This is a genomic window from Sulfurovum sp. NBC37-1 (assembly GCF_000010345.1).
Classification (GTDB): Bacteria; Campylobacterota; Campylobacteria; order Campylobacterales; family Sulfurovaceae; genus Sulfurovum.
In genome coordinates this window covers 1732012-1754810 of the sequence record NC_009663.1, presented here as the reverse complement: position 1 = coordinate 1754810, position 22799 = coordinate 1732012, and the positions used below count along the sequence as shown (strand labels likewise).

General features: G+C 42.3%; 27 protein-coding genes. 20 read left to right on the top strand and 7 right to left on the bottom strand.

Annotated elements, in window-relative coordinates:
* Positions 1 to 11: 11 nt before the first annotated feature.
* Positions 12 to 767, bottom strand: a complete 756-nt coding sequence (locus SUN_RS08775; RefSeq protein ID WP_232501324.1) for an arginyltransferase — start codon at positions 765 to 767, stop codon at positions 12 to 14.
* A gap of 195 nt (positions 768 to 962) precedes the next feature.
* Between SUN_RS08775 and SUN_RS08770 the strand changes: the two genes are divergently transcribed.
* The 4 genes from SUN_RS08770 to trpC are packed head-to-tail and all read left to right on the top strand — an operon-like array spanning position 963 to position 4144.
* Positions 963 to 1670 (top strand): tRNA1(Val) (adenine(37)-N6)-methyltransferase, encoded by a 708-nt coding sequence (locus SUN_RS08770; RefSeq protein WP_012083458.1) that lies wholly within the window; start codon positions 963 to 965, stop codon positions 1668 to 1670.
* Positions 1671 to 1672: 2 nt separating this feature from the next.
* A complete protein-coding gene (locus SUN_RS08765; RefSeq protein ID WP_012083457.1) occupies positions 1673 to 2053 on the top strand; it encodes a YkgJ family cysteine cluster protein in 381 nt (126 codons plus the stop codon).
* On the top strand, positions 2035 to 3303 hold the full coding sequence (locus tag SUN_RS08760) for a tetratricopeptide repeat protein (protein WP_012083456.1): 1269 nt from the start codon (positions 2035 to 2037) through the stop codon (positions 3301 to 3303). The genes SUN_RS08765 and SUN_RS08760 overlap by 19 nt, the downstream gene beginning before the upstream one ends.
* Before the next feature lie 46 nt (positions 3304 to 3349).
* Positions 3350 to 4144, top strand: coding sequence for an indole-3-glycerol phosphate synthase TrpC (gene trpC / locus SUN_RS08755; RefSeq protein ID WP_012083455.1), 795 nt, complete (start codon positions 3350 to 3352; stop codon positions 4142 to 4144).
* Between the two features lie 35 nt (positions 4145 to 4179).
* On the opposite strand, the gene SUN_RS08750 is transcribed toward trpC, so the two are convergent.
* The gene (locus SUN_RS08750) at positions 4180 to 4623 is read right to left on the bottom strand and encodes a GatB/YqeY domain-containing protein (protein WP_012083454.1); all 444 of its coding nucleotides are present in this window, start codon (positions 4621 to 4623) and stop codon (positions 4180 to 4182) included.
* A gap of 46 nt (positions 4624 to 4669) precedes the next feature.
* Between SUN_RS08750 and SUN_RS08745 the strand changes: the two genes are divergently transcribed.
* Together SUN_RS08745 and SUN_RS08740 are read left to right on the top strand one after the other, a co-directional pair.
* On the top strand, positions 4670 to 4945 hold the full coding sequence (locus SUN_RS08745) for a hypothetical protein (RefSeq protein ID WP_012083453.1): 276 nt from the start codon (positions 4670 to 4672) through the stop codon (positions 4943 to 4945).
* Between the two features lie 12 nt (positions 4946 to 4957).
* A complete protein-coding gene (locus SUN_RS08740) occupies positions 4958 to 5764 on the top strand; it encodes a hypothetical protein (protein WP_012083452.1) in 807 nt (268 codons plus the stop codon).
* Between the two features lie 16 nt (positions 5765 to 5780).
* Here the strand turns inward: SUN_RS08740 and msrB are convergent, their stop codons facing one another.
* Positions 5781 to 6176, bottom strand: coding sequence for a peptide-methionine (R)-S-oxide reductase MsrB (msrB, locus tag SUN_RS08735; RefSeq protein ID WP_012083451.1), 396 nt, complete (start codon positions 6174 to 6176; stop codon positions 5781 to 5783).
* A 132-nt stretch (positions 6177 to 6308) separates the two neighbouring features.
* Between msrB and SUN_RS08730 the strand changes: the two genes are divergently transcribed.
* On the top strand, positions 6309 to 6950 hold the full coding sequence (locus tag SUN_RS08730; RefSeq protein WP_012083450.1) for a tetratricopeptide repeat protein: 642 nt from the start codon (positions 6309 to 6311) through the stop codon (positions 6948 to 6950).
* Positions 6947 to 7174, top strand: coding sequence for a hypothetical protein (locus tag SUN_RS08725; RefSeq protein ID WP_012083449.1), 228 nt, complete (start codon positions 6947 to 6949; stop codon positions 7172 to 7174). Before SUN_RS08730 ends, SUN_RS08725 begins: the two co-directional genes overlap by 4 nt.
* 3 nt (positions 7175 to 7177) lie before the next feature.
* Here SUN_RS08725 and pdxA read toward each other — a convergent pair whose 3' ends face one another.
* Positions 7178 to 8110: a 4-hydroxythreonine-4-phosphate dehydrogenase gene (gene pdxA, locus SUN_RS08720; RefSeq protein ID WP_012083448.1), complete on the bottom strand. Its 933-nt coding sequence runs from the start codon at positions 8108 to 8110 to the stop codon at positions 7178 to 7180.
* Positions 8107 to 8883 carry a pyridoxine 5'-phosphate synthase gene (locus tag SUN_RS08715; protein ID WP_012083447.1) on the bottom strand — a complete coding sequence of 259 codons (777 nt, stop codon included), beginning with the start codon at positions 8881 to 8883 and terminating at the stop codon, positions 8107 to 8109. Before SUN_RS08715 ends, pdxA begins: the two co-directional genes overlap by 4 nt.
* 93 nt (positions 8884 to 8976) lie before the next feature.
* Here SUN_RS08715 and SUN_RS08710 point away from each other — a divergent pair, with 93 nt between their 5' ends.
* Both SUN_RS08710 and SUN_RS08705 read left to right on the top strand, forming a co-directional pair.
* Complete coding sequence (locus SUN_RS08710) at positions 8977 to 9315, top strand: thioredoxin family protein (RefSeq protein ID WP_012083446.1); 339 nt, start codon at positions 8977 to 8979, stop codon at positions 9313 to 9315.
* 54 nt (positions 9316 to 9369) lie between these two features.
* Entirely contained in the window at positions 9370 to 10713 is a 1344-nt protein-coding gene (locus SUN_RS08705) for an argininosuccinate synthase (RefSeq protein WP_012083445.1), read from the top strand.
* 85 nt (positions 10714 to 10798) lie between these two features.
* On the opposite strand, the gene SUN_RS08700 is transcribed toward SUN_RS08705, so the two are convergent.
* Both SUN_RS08700 and SUN_RS08695 read right to left on the bottom strand, forming a co-directional pair.
* Positions 10799 to 11320: a hypothetical protein gene (locus SUN_RS08700; protein ID WP_012083444.1), complete on the bottom strand. Its 522-nt coding sequence runs from the start codon at positions 11318 to 11320 to the stop codon at positions 10799 to 10801.
* A gap of 35 nt (positions 11321 to 11355) precedes the next feature.
* Complete coding sequence (locus SUN_RS08695) at positions 11356 to 13305, bottom strand: M3 family metallopeptidase (protein WP_012083443.1); 1950 nt, start codon at positions 13303 to 13305, stop codon at positions 11356 to 11358.
* Between the two features lie 111 nt (positions 13306 to 13416).
* Here SUN_RS08695 and rplI point away from each other — a divergent pair, with 111 nt between their 5' ends.
* The 10 genes from rplI (at position 13417) to SUN_RS13120 (ending at position 22752) form a co-directional block, all read left to right on the top strand.
* Positions 13417 to 13860, top strand: coding sequence for a 50S ribosomal protein L9 (rplI, locus tag SUN_RS08690; protein WP_012083442.1), 444 nt, complete (start codon positions 13417 to 13419; stop codon positions 13858 to 13860).
* A gap of 2 nt (positions 13861 to 13862) precedes the next feature.
* A complete protein-coding gene (gene hslV / locus SUN_RS08685) occupies positions 13863 to 14393 on the top strand; it encodes an ATP-dependent protease subunit HslV (RefSeq protein WP_012083441.1) in 531 nt (176 codons plus the stop codon).
* Positions 14394 to 14516: 123 nt separating this feature from the next.
* On the top strand, positions 14517 to 15845 hold the full coding sequence (hslU, locus tag SUN_RS08680) for an HslU--HslV peptidase ATPase subunit (protein WP_012083440.1): 1329 nt from the start codon (positions 14517 to 14519) through the stop codon (positions 15843 to 15845).
* Between the two features lie 78 nt (positions 15846 to 15923).
* The gene (era, locus tag SUN_RS08675) at positions 15924 to 16826 is read left to right on the top strand and encodes a GTPase Era (protein WP_012083439.1); all 903 of its coding nucleotides are present in this window, start codon (positions 15924 to 15926) and stop codon (positions 16824 to 16826) included.
* A gap of 178 nt (positions 16827 to 17004) precedes the next feature.
* Positions 17005 to 18546 carry a hypothetical protein gene (locus SUN_RS08670; RefSeq protein WP_012083438.1) on the top strand — a complete coding sequence of 514 codons (1542 nt, stop codon included), beginning with the start codon at positions 17005 to 17007 and terminating at the stop codon, positions 18544 to 18546.
* Positions 18543 to 19196 carry a hypothetical protein gene (locus tag SUN_RS08665; RefSeq protein WP_012083437.1) on the top strand — a complete coding sequence of 218 codons (654 nt, stop codon included), beginning with the start codon at positions 18543 to 18545 and terminating at the stop codon, positions 19194 to 19196. Before SUN_RS08670 ends, SUN_RS08665 begins: the two co-directional genes overlap by 4 nt.
* Entirely contained in the window at positions 19196 to 19606 is a 411-nt protein-coding gene (locus SUN_RS08660) for a hypothetical protein (RefSeq protein ID WP_012083436.1), read from the top strand. The genes SUN_RS08665 and SUN_RS08660 overlap by 1 nt, the downstream gene beginning before the upstream one ends.
* Positions 19607 to 21217: a pilus (MSHA type) biogenesis protein MshL gene (gene mshL / locus SUN_RS08655; RefSeq protein WP_012083435.1), complete on the top strand. Its 1611-nt coding sequence runs from the start codon at positions 19607 to 19609 to the stop codon at positions 21215 to 21217.
* Positions 21207 to 22019: an ATP-binding protein gene (locus SUN_RS08650; protein ID WP_012083434.1), complete on the top strand. Its 813-nt coding sequence runs from the start codon at positions 21207 to 21209 to the stop codon at positions 22017 to 22019. Before mshL ends, SUN_RS08650 begins: the two co-directional genes overlap by 11 nt.
* The gene (locus tag SUN_RS13120; protein WP_012083433.1) at positions 22012 to 22752 is read left to right on the top strand and encodes a CDC27 family protein; all 741 of its coding nucleotides are present in this window, start codon (positions 22012 to 22014) and stop codon (positions 22750 to 22752) included. Before SUN_RS08650 ends, SUN_RS13120 begins: the two co-directional genes overlap by 8 nt.
* Positions 22753 to 22799: the final 47 nt, after the last annotated feature.

Below are 22799 nucleotides of genomic sequence, written 5' to 3'. Positions count from 1 at the left end.
TACCACGCACCCTACGGATTGTCCCATGGCTCCCAGTCGGGTATCTGTGAAATATGCGGAAAGCCGTCGAGGATCTCTTGGGGCTGGAATTTTGGTTTGTAGGCAAAGGCTTTGCATCCCTCCACCCAGTAACCCAGGTAGATCCAGGGGAGTTCAAGAATTTTTGCCAGTTTGATCTGGTAGAGCAGAGAAAAAGTTCCCAGCGAGAGATGCGCATAGTCCGGGTCATAGTAGAAATAAATCGAAGAAATGCCGTCATCGAGGATATCGATGAGGTCGACGCCGACGAGTTTCCCGTCCACGATGTAAAGTACCTCTTTCCCGAAATCCTGCGCTCCTTCAACAAAGTTCTCACTGTACTCTCTTTGTGTGATATTGCGGTGGCTCCAGCCGTCTTTCTGGTGTTTGAAGGCATGGTATTTGTTGTAGAGTTCCAGATGTGATGTGGTCAGCGAGGGTTCCTGTACCAGTATCTGTGTATCTTTATTCCGTTTGATCGCACGTCTCTGGGATTTGCTGTAATGGTAATTGTTGACATCGATACGGATGCTTTTGCATTCGTTACAGCCGTTGCAGATGGGATGGAAATAGTACTTCCCGAAACGTCTCCACCCCCTGGCGATCACGGCAGTCGCGAACTGTTTGTTCGCTTTTTCGACATACTTGTAATGCATGCGGACCTTGTGTCCAGGAAGATAGGCACAGTCATAATCCAGCATAGAAAAATCTGTCGATGGCGGATTGAGTAAGTCTAATTCTTCGTTCAAGTATCTATGCTCCAATGCAACAAGTTGCATGAGCCCACTGCTGAAGTGAACTCAGCGTTAGCGTAGTAAAATGGGCTTTGCGCATTTTGTGTTCTGATGTTGTTTGGGTTGAGTAGGTCGAGTTCTTCGTTCATAATCGCGATTATACTCAAATTGTTGTAAAATTATATAATCGAAAGCATCAAGGTCTCCGTTTTGTTCCTCTATCAGCCGACATCGGGTTACTGTTACAACAGTGATTCCATCTTTTTATATGATTTCATTGCCTCTTTTCATCCGAAGGGTACCTTACTGGATGTCGGCTGCGGTGTGGGGATCATCTCTTTGTTACTGACCCGTGACTTCAAAGTGGAAACCAGCATCATCGACAAGCAGGAGAAGATGCTGAATTATGCCAGATACAACTTTTCACTTAACGGGTTGGATGTAAAAAGTCATCTGGGGGATTTTACCGAACTGGTAACGGAAAAGCGTTTCGACTACATCGTTTCCAATCCCCCTTTTTACGATCCCCGGGTCACACAAAGTGAAGACAGCCACCTGAACATCGCCCGTTACGCGCATCATCTTCCCATTGAAGCTTTTTTCAGGCGGGTCAAGACCTTTCTCAAGCCCAAGGGCTGGTTCATTTTCTGTTACGATGCCAAACAGATCGACCTGCTATTGCATCATTTGAAAATAAATGGTATAAACCCCGAGAAGGTACAGTTCGTGCATTCCAAGATCGACAGAGAGTCGAAACTGGTGTTCATCGCCGCAAGGAACAATTCGAAGTCTATGACGCAGATCCTACCGCCTTTGATCGTTTTTGACGAGAACAATGTCTATACGCCCCAAGCGATGCGTGCATTTGAAAAAGCCGATACGCACAGTATCAAAGGCGAGTTTAATGATGAGGATTGAAGATGGAAGATAAATTAATGATAAAAGAAGGATATGGTTACAAGTTTGCCCCTTCCGCCTGCGAAGCGTGTGGCGGGCACTGTTGTACGGGAGAAAGTGGTTATATCTGGGCGAAATATGACGAGATCGTCAACATGGCCCAGTTCGTTAACCTTAGCGTAGAAGATTTTGCTACAATGTATCTGAAAAAAGTGAAACACCGGTATTCACTGGTCGAAAAGAAACTGGCAGAAGATAATTTTGCCTGTATCTTCTTTGACGAAACGAAACAGCGGTGTTCGATATACCCTGTACGGCCCCTGCAGTGCCGTACCTTCCCCTTTTGGGAACAGTTTAAAAATGATGAAGAAGAGGTAAGAAAAGAGTGTCCTGGAATCGTATAATACAATCCATCATCCTGTCTGTTATGGTGTTGGCAGGAGCAGCGCAGGCCAAAGAACAGCCCCAGAAATTGCGTGTTGTCAGTGATGATACGCTTATTATTCAGGGGCTTCTGTTCGAAGAGTACAAAGCCTATGATCTAAGCAGAGAGGTCTTCAAGACGCTGTATGACAGAACGGGTGAATCGGCGTATCTCTTCAGGGAAGTCGCTTCTTCCCTGATGGGAAAGATCTATATCGATGAGAGTATTACGAGGCTGAAAGCGTGGGATGAAGCGCATCCTGATACTTTGGAGGCCAGACGTCTGCTGATCCCTCTCTATCTGACAGCCAACAGGGTGGATGATGCAAAGCGTGAAGCGGATATTTTGCTGGAGCGTTCCACCAAGCCCGCAGACCTTGACCTCGCGGCCAATCCGTACCTGTACAGCGGCAATTTCAAGAAAGCGGTGTCGCTTCTTGAGAAAGTTTATAAAGAGACTTCTAACGAGAATGTCCTGCTGCGCCTGAGCGGTATTATGGATGAGTATACAGGGGAGCGAAAAAAGGCGATACAGCTTCTCGAGACACATAGACGTATGAATATCCTCACTTCCCAGAAGGTCTATTTCAAACTTCTGGACCTCTATGTCAAAGAGAAGGATGTCGACGGGCTCATCAGCACCTACAAGGCGTTGTATGAAAAGAACAAAGAGGACAAGTATCTTAAAAAGATCATTGATGCTTATGCATACAAGGGAGACCTTGACGGTGCGATCGCCTATCTTGAAAAGGTCAAGGACGGGGATTACATCCTGTATGAACTCTATAAACAGAAAAAACTTTTCAACAAAGCTTTTCTGCTGACGGACAAGCTCTACAAGGAGCAGAAGGATCCCAGATGGATCGCAGAGAAAGGAATATTGCTTTTCGAAAAATCCAAAGACAAAAATGATAAAAAAATGATCAAGGACGTAGTTAGCTACTTTGAAAAAGCCATCGATATGGGTGTGGATGACAGTATTTATCTCAACTATTACGGCTATACGCTGATCGACAAAGATATCGATGTGAAAAAAGGGATCAAGATCATCGAAGATGCCTTGGTGCAGCAGCCTGACAATACCTACTACCTTGATTCCCTGGCGTGGGGATACTACAAGCAGCACCAATGTAAAAAAGCATATGGCCTGATGGAAAAAGTGGTAGATCTGGAAGGTTTGAAAGAGCCTGAGATTGCCGAACACTGGAATACGATACAGAAGTGTCGATAAGTAGTGTTCAGGTATAATGCGGTAAAAATTTTAAAGAGAAGAGTCTATGGCACAGATTTTAGATGAGATCATCAAAAAAACCAGAGAAGATCTGGAAAAAAGAAAAGTGGACTACCCCGTAGAGTGGTTGGGACGTTCACTGGCATTCAATCCTTTTGTACCCAAAGATGTACAGTCGGCACTTCGTGCTACGGAAGAGAACCCCTACCGTATTATTGCAGAGGTGAAAAAGGCAAGTCCGAGCAAAGGCATCATCCGTGAAGACTTCGACCCTGTGGTCATTGCCCAGGCGTATGAAAAGGGCGGTGCTGATTCACTTTCCATTTTGACCGAACCGCATTTTTTCAAGGGTGACAAAGAGTACCTGGGGATGGTGCGTCGTTATGTCAGTATTCCGCTGCTCAGAAAAGATTTCATTGTTGACAAATACCAGATCGTCGAAGCGTTGGCATTCGGGGCGGATTACATCCTTTTGATCGCCAAAGCACTTTCAAGAAAAGAGCTCAAAGAGCTCTATGACTATGCACTGCACCTTGGACTGGATGTACTGGTCGAAGTACATGACAAAACAGACCTGGTCAAAGCGATGTTCGCCGGTGCGAATATCATCGGTATCAATCACAGGAACCTGGAAACATTCGAGATGGATATGAAACTGAGCGAAAAGCTGATCCCTCTCATTCCCAACGGAAAGATCATTGTCGCCGAAAGCGGTATCAACGACCATGAAACAGTGGTCGAACTTTCCAAAATAGGGGCGGATGCATTCCTTGTGGGTGAACACTTCATGAGACAGGATGATATTACCGCGGCGATCAAAGCGGTGAAATACGGAGAATGATCTTTGTAAGGGTGCGTGTTACACACCCTGTACGTTTAACCCAATAATCTTTTCACGATCTGATTGATCCGCCCGCCGTCCGCGCGGCTTCCCACTTTCTTTTTGGCAGCACCCATCACTTTTCCCATATCTTTCATGCTCTGGGCACCGGTTTGCGCAATGATCTCATTGAGGATGCCTTCGAGTTCTTCATCGCTCATCGGTTCGGGAAGGTAGCTCTTGACGAGGGTGATCTCCGCTTCCTCTTTTTCAACGAGATCGTTACGGCCGGCATCGGCGAATTGCCCTTTGGCATCTTCTCTCTGTTTGAGATATTTCATCAGGATCGCCTCGACATCGGCATCACTCAATTCCCTTCTTTCATCCACTTCGATCTGCTTGATGGCTGCCTGAATATTTCTAAGCGTATCTCTCTTTGCCGTCTCTTTGGCACGCATGGCCTCTTTGATATCATTCTTTATCTGTTCTTTTAAGCCCATCTGATTTCTCCAATATATTTTTATCTGATTATACTATAATGAACGTATGATTATTACAATACAAGACAAAGAATTCGATACAAAAGAGATCACCCAGCTCTATCCAGCGGGAGTGATCAAAACGGGATATGAAGATGAAACGACTCAGGTGAGCCTGCAATGGCTGGATGAGGAAGCAAAGGGAAAGGTCGAGGTAGTCGGATACGGTATTTTTATCCATCTGGGTGAAAACGAGAAGCAGACATTCATGTTCGATACCAAAGAGGATATGGATGAGGAGATAGGCAGGATCGCTTCCCAGTTGCAAACGGCAGAACAGTAGAAGGAGGGTGGAATGAAAATGACAATACAGGTAATTATGTTGTCGATCCTGATGATGACAGGAGTGCTGCAGGCAAAAAATGCAAAATATGCCGCATCGAACTACAAATACATCGGTGTATTTGAAAAGAACAGTACAGTCCAGCTAATGCGTACGACTATGGGGCTTGATGCCATGCGGAAGATCATCAGGGCAGAGTGGAAGAGCGGATATGATGTGGCAGACATCAAATATGGCAACGGACACTGGATCACTCTTTTTAAAAAAGCTTCTCCCGATAGCCATCAGACCTATTTGGTATCAGACCGATGGGAAGCGATAAGCAATGAACTCGACAGTTATTGGCAGAAAGGGTACTATATGACCAATGCGGAGCACGGCCTTTCAAAATGGATCGTGTTTTTCGAAAAAAATACGCCCTTCACCTCTCAGGCATACGAGAGAAGAAAGAGCCTTGATGATTTTACTGCGGTTGTGAACAAACGATGGAAAATGGGTTATGACCTGATAGATATCGAGTATGGGGAGGGGCACCACTGTGGTATCTTTGTAAAAGGAAGTCCCTATAAGGGCCAGGCATTGACCGTACGCTCACGGTGGTACGATATGGCAAGAGTGATAGCCTCCAAATGGAAAGAAGGATACGCTATCACCAATATTGAATTCACTCTGGGAAGATGGATGACGCTTTTTTCAAAGCGTGAAAATGCCAAAAGCCAGGGCTTTGAAACGGCAGAGAACATTGAAGCTTTTGAAAAAGTGTTCGAGAAACGTCGGGAAGCAGGCTATGAAATGGTTGATATGGCGGAGGGGTGGTGAGAACCATCCCGTAGAGCTATTTGGGTTCAAAATCCAGTGAAGCCGAATTAATACAGTACCGTAAGTAGGTCGGTGCCGGTCCGTCGGGGAAAACATGCCCCAGATGTGAGCCGCAGTTCGCACAGCGTACTTCGACCCTTACCATTCCCAAAGAGGCATCCTCTATCTCTTCGATGACGTCATCGCTTATTGGTCTGAAATAGCTGGGCCATCCTGTTCCGGAGTCGAACTTCGTATCTGAGCTAAAGAGGGGTGTATGACAGCATTTACAGCTGTAGATCCCCTCGGCCTTATTGTCCCAGAATTCATTTTGAAAGGGAGGTTCCGTCCCGTGGTTGAGGCAGACATTGTATTCGAGCGGCGTGAGTTCCTGTTTGAGTTTTTCTCTGTCAAGTTTTATTTTGTAAGACATGGGGATCCTTTGTTTTGGCATTTGAAATATCATAACCAAATTTCTTTGGATTTAAGTTAGATTATCCTATTATTTCGTCTAAAGGGGTTCCTCTGTAACATTGGAGAAACGTCTTACATTTTTGGAGATTTCATGACAACATTTCAACTTTTTTTACTCATAGTGGCAGGGAGTGTTTTTTACCTTTTTTTTAAGCAGCTTTTTTCCGGTTCCTACCCAAAAAGAGGGGTGGATTTCGAAGCCAAGCTCCCCGATGAGCAGATAGGGGGCGTCAACCGTCCGGACAAAACCTTCTCCAAACCAGCGATTAAACCCCACCGGATCGATGAACTTCTGCAAATGGCTGACAGTGCCGTGGAAAAAGGGGATATGCTCGAAGCGAGAAAAGCGGTCGAGAGTGCACTAATCCTTGACGAAAACAACATTGAAGCCCTCAGACGCAACGGATACCTCAAGATCGAATTTGAAGATTATGATGAAGCAAAAGAGAGTTACGAGAAGATTCTCTCCCTTGACGAGAGTGATGACGTGGCACACGATTCGCTTGCCAATGTTCTGCACAAACTCGGAGAGGATGAAAAAGCCATCACACATCACAAGCGTGCAATAGAACTTGATCCGGAGTATGCACCACATTATTACAATTATGCCAATACGCTGTATGATCTTGGCAGAAAAGAGGAAGCGCTGGCAAATTACAAAAAGGCGTTCGACCTTGACAGCAGTTTGGAAGAAGCCAAAAAGATGATCGAAGAGTTGGGAGGAGAATCATGAGCAGTATCTGTTTTGTAACACAGGAGGCGACCAAGGAGATACTTCTGCGTGTCACGAATGTATGCGGAGAGTGCTATGCCGACCTGCATGAGGGTGATACGATCCATTACGATACGCAGAATTACCGCTTTTTGTGCAACTGTTGTCAGGAAAAGCTCTGTGCCATGATGAATGAGGAATGCGAGATCGTGTATGATGAGGCGGAGCCGAGCCTGTTCTGCTGACCCCTACGCGTTGTCCACAATATACTGGATTGCATTCAGATAACTGAGATTGTTCAGCTTTACCCCTTTATAGGCAATGTCGAAAGCGGTTCCGTGGTCTACGGAAGTACGCAGGATCGGCAGATTCAGTGAAACGTTGATCCCTTCGTCGAAATGGAGTGCTTTGAGCGGTGCCAGTCCCTGGTCATGGTACATGGCAACATAGTGTGTATAGTGCTCTCTTACGTTTGGTGTGAAAGCGACATCAGGTACCAGCGGCATGGTGAATATCTCTGGAGCATCGCCAAGCGGATCGATGATGCTGCTTGCATTCTTTATGGCTTTTGTTATGACTTTTTCCTCGTCTCCAAGCACGCCGTCATCCCCGGCATGGGGATTCAGCCCGAGAACGGCAACGGTTCTGTCCGGTTTTGCCGTTTTGTAAAAATCCAGCAAAAAACGGGTCAATGCTTTTTCTTTGATGCTTGGGGCTACTTCTTTAAGGGGTATATGCTCTGTAAAGAGTGCGACATACATCTCGGGACAGCCTAGCATCATGATAGCTTCAGCATCAAAGAAATCCCTTAACGCGTCTGTATGACCTTTATAGTGTATGCCTGCAAGTTCCCAGGCTTTTTTATGGATGGGCAGGGTACAGATGGCATCGACTTTTTTCAGGTCCGCCATGATAACAGCTTTGTTGAATGACTCGTAAGCATATCGTCCGCTCTCCCTGCTGACTTTTCCCTCTTCTATCTCAAAGGCGGGCGCAACGGTTTGATGTGTATGAAAATTGTCAGGGATGGGAAGGTTCAATTTTTCGGCAGCCTGCAGGAGCATCTCCTTGTCGATACAGTAGACGGGATCGATGATACTGGAAACGACCTGATGGTTCTCCAGGGCAAGTTGTATACCAATGCCGTTGAGATCACCGATAGATATTGCAACTTTTTTCATAACAGGGATTTCATATCCAAAATCGCCTGCTCAAGACCGGTATAGACTGAACGCGCAATGATGCTCTGCCCGATGTTGAGTTCTTCGATCTCTTCTATCTGGGCAACTGCCTGTACGTTGTGGTAATTGAGTCCGTGTCCAGCTGCCACTTTGAGGCCAAGGACCCTTGCTTCGGCAGAGAGGGCACTCAGGCTTTCAAGTTCTTCTTCAAGCATCTTTTTGAGTACACTTCTGGGAAGTTTCAGTTCGGGGATGCTGTGATGTGTTTTGGAGAGGTTGCTGTAAAGCATGGCGTAGATGTTGGCATATTTGCCGGTATGGAACTCGATCCACTCCACGCCAAGATCCGAAGAGGCCTTTACTGCATCAGAGGCCGGGTCGATGAATAGTGACACTTCTATCTCCTTTTCCTGCAGTCTTTTGATAGCCTCTTGAAGCCTCGTCTGTTCTCCTGTGACTGCCAGGCCGCCTTCCGTGGTCACCTCTTCACGTTTTTCGGGTACCAGCGTGACACGGTGGGGTCTAAGGCGGCAGGCGATGTCTATCATCGAAGGTTCCGTGGCACATTCCAGGTTGACCGGCAGGGCAGAAAGTTCTATGATGTTCTTCGCATCCATGTCATGCATGTGTCTGCGGTCTTCACGCAGGTGGATGGTGATCTGGTCTGCTCTTGCACGTTTGCAGATGCCCAGTGCGTCAAGCGGGTCCGGGTCAGCTACTTTGCGAGCTTCTCTCAGAACGGCGATATGGTCGATATTGACACCCAGTAACATAGGAGATCCTTCAGTTTTGTATTGAAACGATTATAGCAAAAGTTTTTAAGATAGGATTTGTATAATCGTTAAAAATTCTTGTACGGAGTTATGATGTCAGAAAAAAAACCGCTTCCTGTCAGCCGGTATGCTGATATCAAACACAACATCGGCAATGGCAGGCCGACGATCCTGGCCTTCGGCATGAGCCACTGCTACAGCTGCATAGCGATGTCAAAAGTGTTTGCCCAGGTACTGCAGGAACATCCGGAATTCCAGATCTATGCCATAGACGGGCAGAAGGAACGGATCGTCAGCCGTGATGTCTACAGGCTAAAGGAAATGCCCACACAGCTGTTTTTCGATGCGGCAGGCAATGAAGTGTTCCGGCATACGGGAGCTTATAAAAAGCCGGTGCTCGATATCATTCTCAAAAAGTACGGTTTTGTGTAGTATTAACCAAAATTACGCTAAAATCGCGACAATATTATTTTAAAGGCTATCATTATGGCAAAAAGAAAGATCAGTAAAGCGGTATTGGCATATTCCGGCGGATTGGATACAAGTATCATTCTCAAATGGCTTCAGGATGAGTATGAATGTGAAGTAGTGACTTTCACGGCAGACCTCGGACAGGGTGAAGAGGTGGAACCTGCGCGTCAGAAAGCGCTCGACATGGGTATCAAGCCGGAGAATATTTTTATTCTCGATCTCAGAGAAGAGTTCGTCAGGGATTTTGTCTTCCCGATGTTCAGGGCCAATGCCATATATGAAGGTGAATATCTGCTCGGGACCTCCATTGCAAGACCGCTTATCTCCAAAAAGCAGATCGAAATCGCGCATCAGACAGGGGCGGATGCTGTCTCTCATGGTGCGACAGGTAAAGGAAATGACCAGGTACGTTTCGAACTGGGCTATCTTGCACTCGATCCGGATATCGCAGTGATCGCACCATGGAGGGAGTGGGACCTTAATTCCCGTACGAAACTGCTTGCCTATGCGCAGGAGCACGGTATTAATATCGACAACAAAGGGAAACCGAAACCCTACTCCATGGATGCGAACCTGCTTCACATCTCTTATGAAGGCGAGCATCTTGAAAATCCGTATGCCGAACCGGAAGAAGATATGTGGCTCTGGTCTGTCAGCCCGGAGAATGCACCAGATGAGCCGGAGTATATTACTATCTCTTACAAAAATGGTGACCCGATCGCCATCAACCGTGAAGAGATGAGCCCGGCAACGATCCTTGAGACACTGAACACGTATGGCAAGAAGCATGGTATCGGCCGTATCGACATCGTTGAGAACCGTATGGTAGGGATGAAGGCCAGAGGATGTTACGAAACACCAGGCGGTACGATCATGCTCAAAGCGCACCGTGCGATAGAGTCCATTACTCTTGACAGGGAAGAGGCGCATATGAAAGATGAGCTGATGCCGAAGTATGCAAAACTGATCTACAACGGTATGTGGTGGTCTCCGGAGCGTAAAATGCTCCAGGCTGCCATCGATGCGACTCAGGAGAATGTAGAAGGAACGGTCAAACTGAAACTCTACAAAGGAAACGTCATTGTTGTCGGAAGAAAATCGGAAGTCTCTCTTTACTCGGAAGAGCACTCTACCTTTGAAGCGGACGATGTCTATAATCAGAAAGATGCGGAAGGGTTCATCAGGCTCAATGCACTCAGGTTCATCATCGAAGGCAAGAAACAGCCGGAGCGTATCAAGTCGCTGATTGGTGACTATGAAGAAACAGAGGTTTGCCGCATAGAGACAGGATCCATCACGATCTGCGAGCGCATCAAACGTTTCTTCGGATTTGGGAAAAAAACTGACAAGAACGCGTAGGGTGCGCAACTGCGCACCTTTTTAAGGCCTTTCGGCACACTTTTTATTTTATGCAAATTTTATCTTTGGTGCGTGGTTACGCACCCTACCTTTCAGGCAATATCTCTTTCATCTCTTCTAAAACTTTGGGGGGTGAGAACTTCAGAAAACTTTCTTTGTACAAAATGCTTGGTATCCATTCCAAAAATACAGAAGCAATCCACAACATCGGGTAGAAGGCATAATATTCATATTTGAATGATTGGAACGTGTATCGTTGTTTGAACCACTCATGGGCGCTTTTAAGACCGTTATAAAAAAGTAGCACTTCCATAGCGAAGATTGATCCCCATACGAAATAACTCATCCCTACAACAATCACTGCCCCCTCGATACCGTACATTTGCATCACAATGACCAGGAACACGGCCATATAGAGGGTAAAAGAGCCAAAGCCGATGGTAGCGAAGATTACCAGGACAGAGAAGATGAAAAGCAGGGCCCCCATCAGAATGAAAAGTTCCAGGTAACTTTTTTGTTCTTCGAAGGTAGGGCTGAACCAGGCACCTGCAAGGAGAATGACAAAGATGGCGATGATGATCAGTGCAAGAGAACGGTATTCTTTCACGTTCAATCTCCGTTAACTGGTATAGGGAAATACATTTATGCGATCTCGTAGAGTCTGATAAGGCTCTGGACTTCCGGTTTGCGTCCCAGCCATTCTCTGTAAAGTTCACTCATCTCTTTGCTTCCGCCTTTGGCGAGGATGATCTCTTTGTACCCTTTGGCACGTTCCCTGTTAAAACCTTCCTTTTCGTCAAGGCATTCAAAGAAGGCATCAGCCGAAAGAACTTCCGCCCATTTGTAGCTATAGTACCCTGCAGCATAGCCTCCGGCAAAGATGTGCGCAAATCCGTGCTGGAATTTGTTGTAGCTTGGCGGTTTTAGCAGGGAGGTTTTCTCCCTGATGCTGTCAAGCAATGCCTGTACCTCTTCACCCTGATAGAGCTTCTGGTGCAGTTTGAAGTCAAAGAGGGAGAATTCTACCTGCCTGAGAATGCCCAGTGCAGCCTGAAAGTTCTTGGTCTCCTTGATTTTGTGCATTAGCTCCTCAGAAATAGGTTCCCCAGTTTCATAATGGAATCCGAAACGTTTGAGTATGGCTGCTTCATAGGCAAAATTCTCCAGAAATTGCGAGGGGAACTCTACCACATCCCAGGCAACACCGTTGATGCCGGAGACCGCACGCTCATGACACTTTCCGAAGAGATGGTGGATGGCATGTCCCATTTCATGGAAAAGAGTGACGACATCATCGTGCCTGAGCAGGGAAGGCGTATTTTCTGTTTTGGGAGAGAAATTGCATACGACAAAGGCCGAAGCGAGGTGTGGCTTGCCGTTACTGTCTGTAAAATGGGTCTCCCAGTCATTCATCCATGCGCCACCGCGTTTCTCTTTGCGTGCTTCCAGATCAAAGTAAATGCGTCCCGACAGCTCACCGTTCTCATAGATATCAAAGGGTTTGACACAGGCATGCCAGGTTGGAACATCGGCAATTTTGAAGGTTACGTCAAAGAGTTCTGAGACGATGTCAAGCATACCGTTGAGGACTTTTTCCTGTTCAAAATAGGGTTTGGTCATCGTGTCGTCAAAATCGAATTTCTCTTTTTTGAGCTTTTCACTGTAATACCCTACATCATAGGAAGCAAAGTCATCGATACCATCTGTTTTTTTCGCGTAGGCTTTCAGCTCTTTAAGTTCTTCTTCTGCCTGAGGCAGTGCAGCATCGGCCAGGGTATCGAGGAAACTGAGAACCTCTTCTTCCGTATTGGCATCACGTGTCTCGAGTGCATATTTTGCATAGTTCTCAAAACCGAGCAGTTGGGCCTTCTCCTGCTTGAGTGCAAGGATCTGGTCGATCACTTCGGCATTTTCCGGCGCCCGTGTATTGTAAGCTTTGTAAAGCTCCTTTCTGTACTCCCGGTTCGGCCCGTAAGTCATGTAAGCCATGTAGCTCGGGATCTGCAGGGTAAATTTGTAGATGGTCTTTCCCTCTAGCTCCTCTTTGGCAGCATCGATATCGGTCTGCGGCATTCCTTTTACATCTTTTTCATCTTCTATAATAAGCTCATAGACATTGGTGGCATCCAGAAGGTTCTGTGAAAAGCTATTGGAGAGTTCAGAGAGGTGCAGGCTTATCTCTTCCATTCTTTTCTTTTTGTCTTTGGGAAGTTTGGCACCGGAAAGTACAAAATCCCTTACTTCGTTCTTGACAACGGTCTTGCCCTCTTCATCTTCGGCTCTTATCTTTTCAAGTTTATGAAAAAGTGCTTCGTTCTGTGCGATCTCGGAAGAGAATTTGGAGAGCAGGGGGATGGAGGATTCATAGGCTTTCTGTGTCTCGTCAGAGTTCATAACTGAGTTGAGGTGTGAGAGCGGGGTAAAGAAGAGTCCTAGTTCCTCATCCATATCCTGCATGGGTTTGAGAACCTTTTCATAACTCGTCTCGCTGTTTTTCGTGATCTCGTCTATTGTACTTCTCTGTCTGTCGAGCAGTGTCTCCAGTCTCTGGGGAAAGGTATCCAAATGGTCTATTTTAAATTCTTTAAACATAACGGTTTTCATATCCAATTTATTATTTTCGTGATTGTAGCACATCGCGTGTTAGTATTAACAAACTTTGGATAAAATAATAGGATTATTACGCTACTAAGGATAAAAAGAATGAAAGTATTATTGATAAAAGATGTAAAGTCACTGGGCAAAGCCGGAGAGATCAAAGAGGTAAAAGACGGATACGGGCAGAACTTCCTTATTAACAAAGGTCTTGCAAAACTGGCGACACCGGATGTAGTAGAGAACTGGAAAGCGGAACAGGCCCGACAGGAAAAAGAACTCAAAGAGGAAATTGAGCGTTTTGAAGCGGAGAAAAAGATGCTTGAAGCGCATACGATCCGTATTGAGAAACAGTCTGCTCCTGTGGGGATCAAAGGTTCGGTCGGGAATGCCGATATCTCCGCAGCGATCAAAGAACAGCTGGACATCGATCTTGACAAGAAGCATATCAATCTGAAAAAAGCATTGAAATCCACAGGAATCCATGAAGTGGATGCCAAACTCGGACACGGTATTCACGCCACGCTGAAAGTGGAAGTGGTAGGTGTCTAAACATGTTTGACGCTACTACGATACTGGGGTACAAAGCGGACGGCAAAGCGGTCATTGGCGGAGACGGACAGGTGACTTTCGGTGACACTGTGCTTAAAAGCAATGCTACCAAGATACGTACTCTGTATGAAGGAAAGATCCTGGCAGGATTTGCCGGAAGCACGGCGGATGCTTTCAACCTCTTCGATATGTTCGAAGGGATACTGGCAGAGAAGAGAGGGGATCTTTTCAAATCGGTGATCGGATTTTCCAAAATGTGGCGGAAAGACAAACATTTGCGCCAGCTTGAAGCGATGATGATCGTACTGAATACAGAGCATATCTTTATCCTCTCGGGAACCGGCGATGTGGTCGAACCCCAGGACGGGAAGATCGCGGCGATAGGGTCGGGAGGCAATTATGCTATCTCTGCTGCCCGGGCACTGGACAAACATGCGAATCTTGAGCCAAGAGAACTTGTACAGGAGTCACTTGAAGTAGCAGGTGATCTCTGTATCTATACGAACAAGAATATAAAGATATTGGAACTTTGAAAAATTTTTATACAAACACTCTGGCATGATGTAAACGGCAAAGCCGCCTCTACGAGGACGGTACATCATTTGTCGTATTTGTATAAAAATTTTCAATCAAAGTGAAGAAAAAAGGAATTTTAAGTGGATAATTTGACACCAAAAGAGATCGTAGTACATCTCGATAATTATGTCATTGGGCAGGATGATGCCAAGAAGACCATTGCAGTGGCATTGAGAAACCGTTATCGGCGTATGCAGCTCGACCATGAGATGCAGCAGGATGTTACACCGAAGAATATTTTGATGATCGGTAGTACCGGTGTGGGTAAAACAGAGATTGCCAGAAGACTTGCGAAAATGATGAACCTGCCTTTCATCAAAGTAGAAGCGAGCAAATATACCGAAGTGGGCTTTGTAGGGAGAGATGTTGAGTCGATGATACGTGATCTTGCGGCAACGGCGATGGGAATCGTGCGTGAAAGTGAGAATGAGAAGAATGCGGAGAAGATCGAGAATTATATAGAGAACAAGATCATCGAGAAACTGCTTCCGCCGCTTCCTGCAGGAGCCAGCGAGCAGAAGCAGGCCGAGTATGATGCCTCCTTTGCCAGAATGCAGGAGAAGTTCGCCAAAGGGGAACTGGACCATCTTAAGATCAAAGTGACCATGCCGAACAATCCGCAAATGCCTGAAGAGGGACTGCCGCCGCAAATGATACAGGTGCAGGAGTCCATCGTCAAAGTACTTGGCGGGATGGGAAAAAAAGGGCCGGAAAAAGAGGTGACGGTCAAAGAGGCCAAGAAGATACTGGCACAGGAAGCGAGTGAAACGCTGCTGGATGAAGAGCAGCTGAAAGAACTGGCACTTGAAAAAGTGGAGAAAGGCGGTATTGTTTTTCTTGATGAAGTGGATAAGATCGCCGTACCTTCGAATTCACAGGGACGACAGGATCCGAGCAAGGAAGGGGTACAGAGAGATCTGCTTCCCATTGTGGAAGGTTCGACTGTTGTGACCAAGCTGGGACAGGTCAAAACGGACCATATCCTTTTCATTGCGGCAGGGGCATTTCATTTGAGCAAGCCGAGTGATCTCATCCCAGAGCTGCAGGGACGTTTCCCGTTGAGAGTCGAACTTGACTCATTGAACGAAGAGGCGCTTTACCGTATCTTGACGGAACCGAAACATTCACTGGTCAAGCAGTATCAGGCATTGATGGCGGTTGAAGGTGTGGAACTGGTATTTGAGGAAAGTGCACTGCATGCTATTGCACATTATTCCCTGATGGCAAATGAAAAAACGGAAGATATCGGCGCAAGACGCCTGCATACGGTCATGGAAAAGATACTTGAAGAGATCAGCTTTACGGCCGACGAACATGTTGGAGAAAAGGTGACCATAGATGAAGCATTGGTCAAAGAGAAGATTGGCCAGGTCGTAGAAGATGAAGATACGACAAGATACATTCTTTAATTTTGAATCTTAAATGATGAATGTTGAGTGTAGGGTGCGTATTCACGCACCATGAAAGAAACAGAAAAATGGAGCACAATGTTTAACGAAGGAAAAAAAGATACCAAAGCGGGATTCGTTGCTGTGGTCGGAAGACCCAATGCGGGAAAGAGTACACTGCTGAACCATCTGGTAGGGGAAAAATTGGCAATGGTCTCGAAAAAGGCACAGGCGACACGCAAGCGCATGAATATCATCGTGATGCACGAGAATGCCCAGATCATTTTTGTGGATACTCCCGGTATCCATGAAAAAGAGAGACTGCTCAATAAGTTTATGCTCGATGAAGCCCTTAAAGCGATGGGAGATGCAGACCTGATCGTCTTCCTCGCCCCTGTAACAGACAAAATAACAGAGTATGAAAAATTTCTTGCCCTGAACGAATCCAAGAATACTAAGCATATTGTAGTACTTACAAAAATGGACCATGTCAAACAGGGAGATATACTTAAAAAACTGGGTGAGTACCAGAAGTATCAGGACAGGTTCGAAGCGATCATACCTTTTTCGGTCAATAAAAAGGTAGGCAGAAAACAACTACTTGATGAGATTACAAAACATTTACCGGAATCTCCTTTTCTATATGATACAGAAATTCTGACGACAGAGAATATACGTGATATCTATAAAGAGTTGATCCGTGAATCCATATTTGAGAACCTCAGTGATGAGATACCCTATGAGAGTGATGTGACGATCGAGAAGATAGAAGAGAGTGACACTATGGACAAAGTCTATGCGACCATTGTTGTGGAAAAAGAGACACAGAAAGGTATGATCGTCGGACAGAGAGGTTCGGGTATCAAACGCGTTGGCAAACTTGCGCGTGAACAGATGGAGTTCTTTTCGGGCAAGAAGATCTTTCTGGATCTGCATGTTGCAGTGAAAAAAGGATGGAGTAAAAATAGAGAAAGCCTGGAGGAATTTGGCTATATTATTTAAGATAAGGTATGTCTGTTTACAGATATCTTAAGGGAAACATTAGATTATATACTCTTCTTGGTACTTAATATAATGAATGATTAGTAAAAATTATGTTTTTGTTGAAAACATTAGCGTTTGTAAGAGACTTTTAATATTATAACATATATAATTGGCCAAGAAGCAAGGAAGTGTATAAATGTTTGTGGAAAATAATTCGTTAAAAAAGTCAAAATTAGATATTAAAAATATCATTACACTTGATGTATATACAGATGAAAAGTATATTTTTAAAGATGAGAAATTTAATTCTCTAAAAAAACTCAGTTACAATAAATCTAACTTTGTTACTTCATTTGTGAGCAATCAAGATATTATAACGGCAACAATTCAACTGAGTCGTAGTATTCCTGAAGAGGATATTCAGGATATTTTAGATATCAAAGCATATGAAGAAGTTGGACTAGATCAGGCTAGTGATTATGTCATATCTTATGAAGAAGTCAATACGATAGATGAAATGAGAGAATTTCGTCTCTTCATTACTGAGCCTGAAACACTCAATTCTCTTTTTCTCCCAATAAAGGAACAGACTAAGTTTCTGGATCTGATTATCCCTGCCCCACTTTTATACAAGACTATTTATAAAAGAGAGATATTGCAGAACAATGGTGTTCATTGTTTTATTTACTTTAATATGTATGAGGCATCGGCAACGTTTTATAATAATGGAGAATATCTATACTCAAAATCTATTGAATTTTCTCTTGAACAAATTTATGATAAATATTGTGAACTTGTTGGAGAAAAAGTAAATGAAAAAGAGTTTTTCTCTGTTCTTGAGTCAGAAGGTTTAAAAAGTACGGATGGTATTTATCAGCAAAATCTGATGAAGATTTTTGGTGAAGTATTTATTACGCTTAATGATATTATTATTTATATTAAAAGAGCATTTAAACTTGAAACAGTAGAGAATATATTTATTGGAAGTGTACAGGGACCAATCATAGGATTGGATGATTACAGTGAAAATTATTTGGGATTGCAATCAGTAGATTTCAATTTTGACTATCATGTCAATACTGATGAGTGGTATACAGATCAGCTTCAGTACCTGATGTTGCTTTCTTCTTTAGATTACCTTGAAGATGAAACATCTATCGTTAACCTGACTATGTTCCCTCGTCCACCATCATTCCTGAATCGCGCCAGTGGGCAATTCATTGTGGCTACGGTTGCAGCCATCTCTCTAGGACTGGCTTATCCTATGGTTTATCTTATAGGCGCATATGCTAATGATGCCAAAATATATGCATTAAAAATACAAGATGATCAATTAACTGCAGAAGCAAATAAATATAAAAAGATTTTGGGTGAAAAAAAACAAATTATTTCAGGATTGGATAAACGAATAGCTACTCTTTCTAATATCTACAATGGAAAGGCAAAAACGCTGATATCGATTTATGATAAGAAAGTGAACTATCGCCTAAAATCTGAAATATTCTATACCATTGCAGAAGATCTTGCAAAACATGACGTTCATTTGGATCAACTCTATAGCAAAGAAAATACTTTGTGGCTTTCGTTAGTAAGTTCGGATGATAGAAAGATAACAGAGTTAATTAAAGACATCTCTGACACACACTTCAATGAATTAAATTCCATTGATATTGAATTGATCAAAAAAGATCTTAATAGTACATATTATAAAGGTTTGTTAAAGGTGGATTTGAGATGAAATTTATAGAAGATAAACTTGAAGAATTAGATAATTATTTCGCACCTAAGAAAGAGAGTGAAAAATGGTTTATCATTCTAGGGATTGCGGGGATCATTGCTTATATTGCTTATGCTTATTTATTGCCATATACGGAAAAAAAATATAAAAAAAGTGAGATTACAAAAAAAAATATTCAAAAAAGCATTACAGATAATAATACTTATTTGAATTCGATTACAGTTGATGGGGATAGAAATTATTATATAAAGAAATATGATAATGACATTGTTAGAAAGAAACAGCATATCGTAACCTTAGATAATAAAATTAAGTTTATTGATACGAATATTCAAAAACTTTCAGATATGCTTTTCAATCAAAGAAGCTGGTCTAGATTTTTAAATTCTATTACGAATAGGGCTGAAGTCCAAAATGTAGATATCAATTATATATCTAATGACTATATTGACAATAACGGTAGTTTTGGACATGTACTTGAAATTGGTATTGGATGTAAGGGAAGTTATAAAAATATCGTTAAATTTATCAATGAGTTGGAACAAAATGTACTTGTTACAGATATTTATGGTACAAATCTAACTGTAGATACTAATGATTCACAGATTGTAGCTGATATCAATCTATCAGTATGGGGGATAAACCACTAATGAATAAATTACTTTTAATTTTTGGACTTTTGATGATATCACTCAATGCGAATTTATCAGTGGATCAAATAGAAAATATGGTTGTTAAGATCCACAAAAAAAGAAAAGGGGCTGATTTAATTACACTTGAGAAAACAAAAGAACCGTTTGTAATCAGGAAAGAAGAAAAAAAGATAGTTTTTGTACCGACTAAAGTATCGAAAACAGAAACTAAAATGTCCTTACATGCGATTATGAACGGAAAGGCATATATCAATGATTCATGGAAAAGTATTGATGATAAAATTTTTGGATATACAGTAAAATATATTGGTAAAAGAGGAGTTGTACTGAAAAATGGTAATCAAGTTAAGAAATTATTTCTTCATGAAAAGAAGAACAACTTTATTAAGATAGTAGAAGGGGAATAAATGAAAATAATAGAAAAAAGTGGAATGAAGTTTATTATTGTATGTGTAATGTACATTGGACTTACTCAGTTGATACAGGCAGGAAGTTGTTCAACAAAACTTTTCAGTGTTACAATTGACAGTAAACTTACAATAGGTGATGTTATAGAAAATTTGGCAGAAACGTGTGATTTGACAGTCTCTGTCAAAGATGATGCTGCTAAAAAGAGAATGAATAAAAAACTCTACTATGTAAAGTTGAAAAATAGTACTCTGAAAGGCTTTTTAAATACAATTTTGAAAGATAATGATTTGTATTATACATTAAAGGGGAATAAGCTGGCCATTTCTTATCTTATTACGAGAACGTTTAAAATACATTATATTTCAGGAAAGAGAATAGGAAAAAGTAATGCAAATGTGACTATTGCCAATGCTTCTAATTCTTTGAATCAAAATGGAGCTGATAGTACAAGTAATAATAACTCCAGTGGTAATGGCAGTTTGACAAGAACTGGTATGTCAATAGAGAGCAATGATGAATTCAGGTTCTGGCAAACAGTTCAGAATGAGATTCAGCGTATCTTGATAGGTGCCGGGGATGGTAGTACACACTATACAAAAACAGGAGAGAGCTGGACAGGGCCTGATGGCCAGGTATGGGAATATAATCCTTTAGAACCTATTGTTAACCCTGAGGCAGGTATGGTAACAGTGACCGGAACGGCAAGACAGATTAATAGAGTAGCTAGATATATCAATGTACTTAGCAGGCAGATCAAAACACAGGTACTTATTGATGTACGAATTCTCGCTGTCAAGTTTGATGATAGTAGAACTACAGGTGTAGACTGGTCACAGCTTTATGGCTTACAGAATTTTGCAGTGGATTCTTTAATCATGGCTCAGAAGAATGTAGCTTCCTATACTTTTGATAAATTAAATGGTATACAGGATACAGCGTTTGGTCCTGATACGCAACCAAGAAATGGAAGTCTTGTTCAGCTTACAGGAAAAGCAAATATTAATGAGGTTGTTAAATTCCTTGCCACACAAGGAGATGTCAAAGCAATTTCAAGTCCTAGAGTTATGACTCTTAATAATCAGCCAGCAATGATCAGTGTAGGTAAAGAGCTTTTTTATAAGCTTAAATCGACTAGTGCACTTGGGACGGGTAATAATGCTAACACTGCCCAAGGAGAGTCTGTTGATTCGGTTTTTGCCGGTATACTTTTAGATATAACACCTGAAATAGGCAATAATGGTATAATTACACTGAAAATTAATCCATCAATTTCTGAAACGATTGAAGATATTCAGACACAAAAAAATACAGTGACAGGTTCAAGAGATATGCCACCTGATCTCATTAGAAGACAAATCGCTTCTGTTGTGAAGGTAAAAGATGGTGAGCATGCAATCCTTGGGGGGCTGATCACTTCAAGTACTGGTACCAAGGTAAACAAAATACCACTTCTTGGAGATATTCCTCTATTGGAGTATGCATTTAAGCATGAAGAAAAAATCAACAGAGTTGAGGAACTTGTTCTCATTATTACACCACATATTGTTAAAACATCTAAATCTGTTACACTTAAAGACCTTGGATACACAAAGCTCAATGAAAAGTAGATATGAATCTGCCAAGAATGTATTCATCGATTCAATCGATATCGATGATTATATTGAATTGAGTACTTCTGTTACTGCATATAAACAGTTAGAATACAGTATAGATAAACCCCTAAAAATGATCCTTCTTTTTGGACGTCCTGGGACGGGAAAGAGTATTCTTCTCAACCGTATCCAACAGAAATTAAAGTATCAGAAAGAGATCCATTATTTTGATATCCCATCTATCAGCGAAAAAGAGTTTTTTCATAAATTATTTAAAGTATTAACAGGTAAAGATTTACCAAAGAACACTGAGGTGAATTTTTCTGCTTTAGTTAGTTTTTGTAAGAATTTAAGAGGTGAAAGGGAGATTATTATCTTGCTGGATGAAGCGCAGATGTATGGTCCGGAAATGATGGAAAAGATACGTCTCCTTTCAGATAGCAGGGCAGTGAAATTTGTTGTTTCTCTACATAAAACGGAGAATGAGGATCTGATTGCAAAAGAGCATTTTCAATCTCGTATATGGGAAGTGATCGAATTGAAAAATGCTAACCATGATGATTTGACCAATTATATCCATAAAAAGCTGCTTAAAAAAAACCTTTTTGAAGTTGCTAACAGTATCAAAACAAAGGATATGAAAATGATCCATACATTCACAAAAGGTAATTTTCGAGAATGTAATAAACTTCTGTTTACGATATTTGAGATCTGTGAGTATTATGATATGAATGAGCCCACTAAAATCAATTATGATAAAATCCCCAAACGGATCATAGAAATGGCAGCGATCAAATTAGGATATATAAATGTATGATATTAAGCCTTTGGAAGAAGAATGGGAGAAATATCGAAGAAAAAAAAGAAAACCATTCTTGATAATCGTATTTACCTTATTGCTAATGGGTATAGCTGCAGGACTCTTATATTATATGAAGGATCGAGGCTTTATTGGCATAGATATGAACATAACAAAGAAAGCCGGAGTTGATAAATCACTTGTTTTTATTGAAAATAAACCATTAAACAGACTGGAAATTGAACAACCGTTGCAGTCTATTCAAATACAGCCAGAGGAAGCTTCTGATGAAATCGTGGAAGACCTTCCTCTTTCAAGTGAGAAAACTATACGAAAAAAACCAAGACTGAAAATGAATATAGTCACTACTGAAATGCCAACAATAAAGAAAAGTATATTACAAGAAAAAAAACCTCATAAGCGAGCATATCTGACAATTACTAAGATATCTGGTTCCAGCGCGTTTAAAGAGGTAGCTAAGCGTTTCAGGGAGACACAGGATACAGATGACTCACTTTTTTTAGCCAAAGCATACTATAATCAGGGTCAGTATAAAAAAGCTGAATACTGGGCACTTCAGACTAATAATGTCAACAGTGGTATTGAAGAAAGTATTTTGATCTTTGCCAAAGCAAAGGTCAAACTGGGACGCAAGAATGAAGCGATACGTGTGTTGTCAAAGTATATTAAACAGACAGATTCTGCAAAAGCAAAGGTTTTGTTAGAAAAAATAAAAAAAGGAAAACTGTAAACAGTTTTATACTGTATATGTTTTAATTTTATCGTAAATAAAAAAAG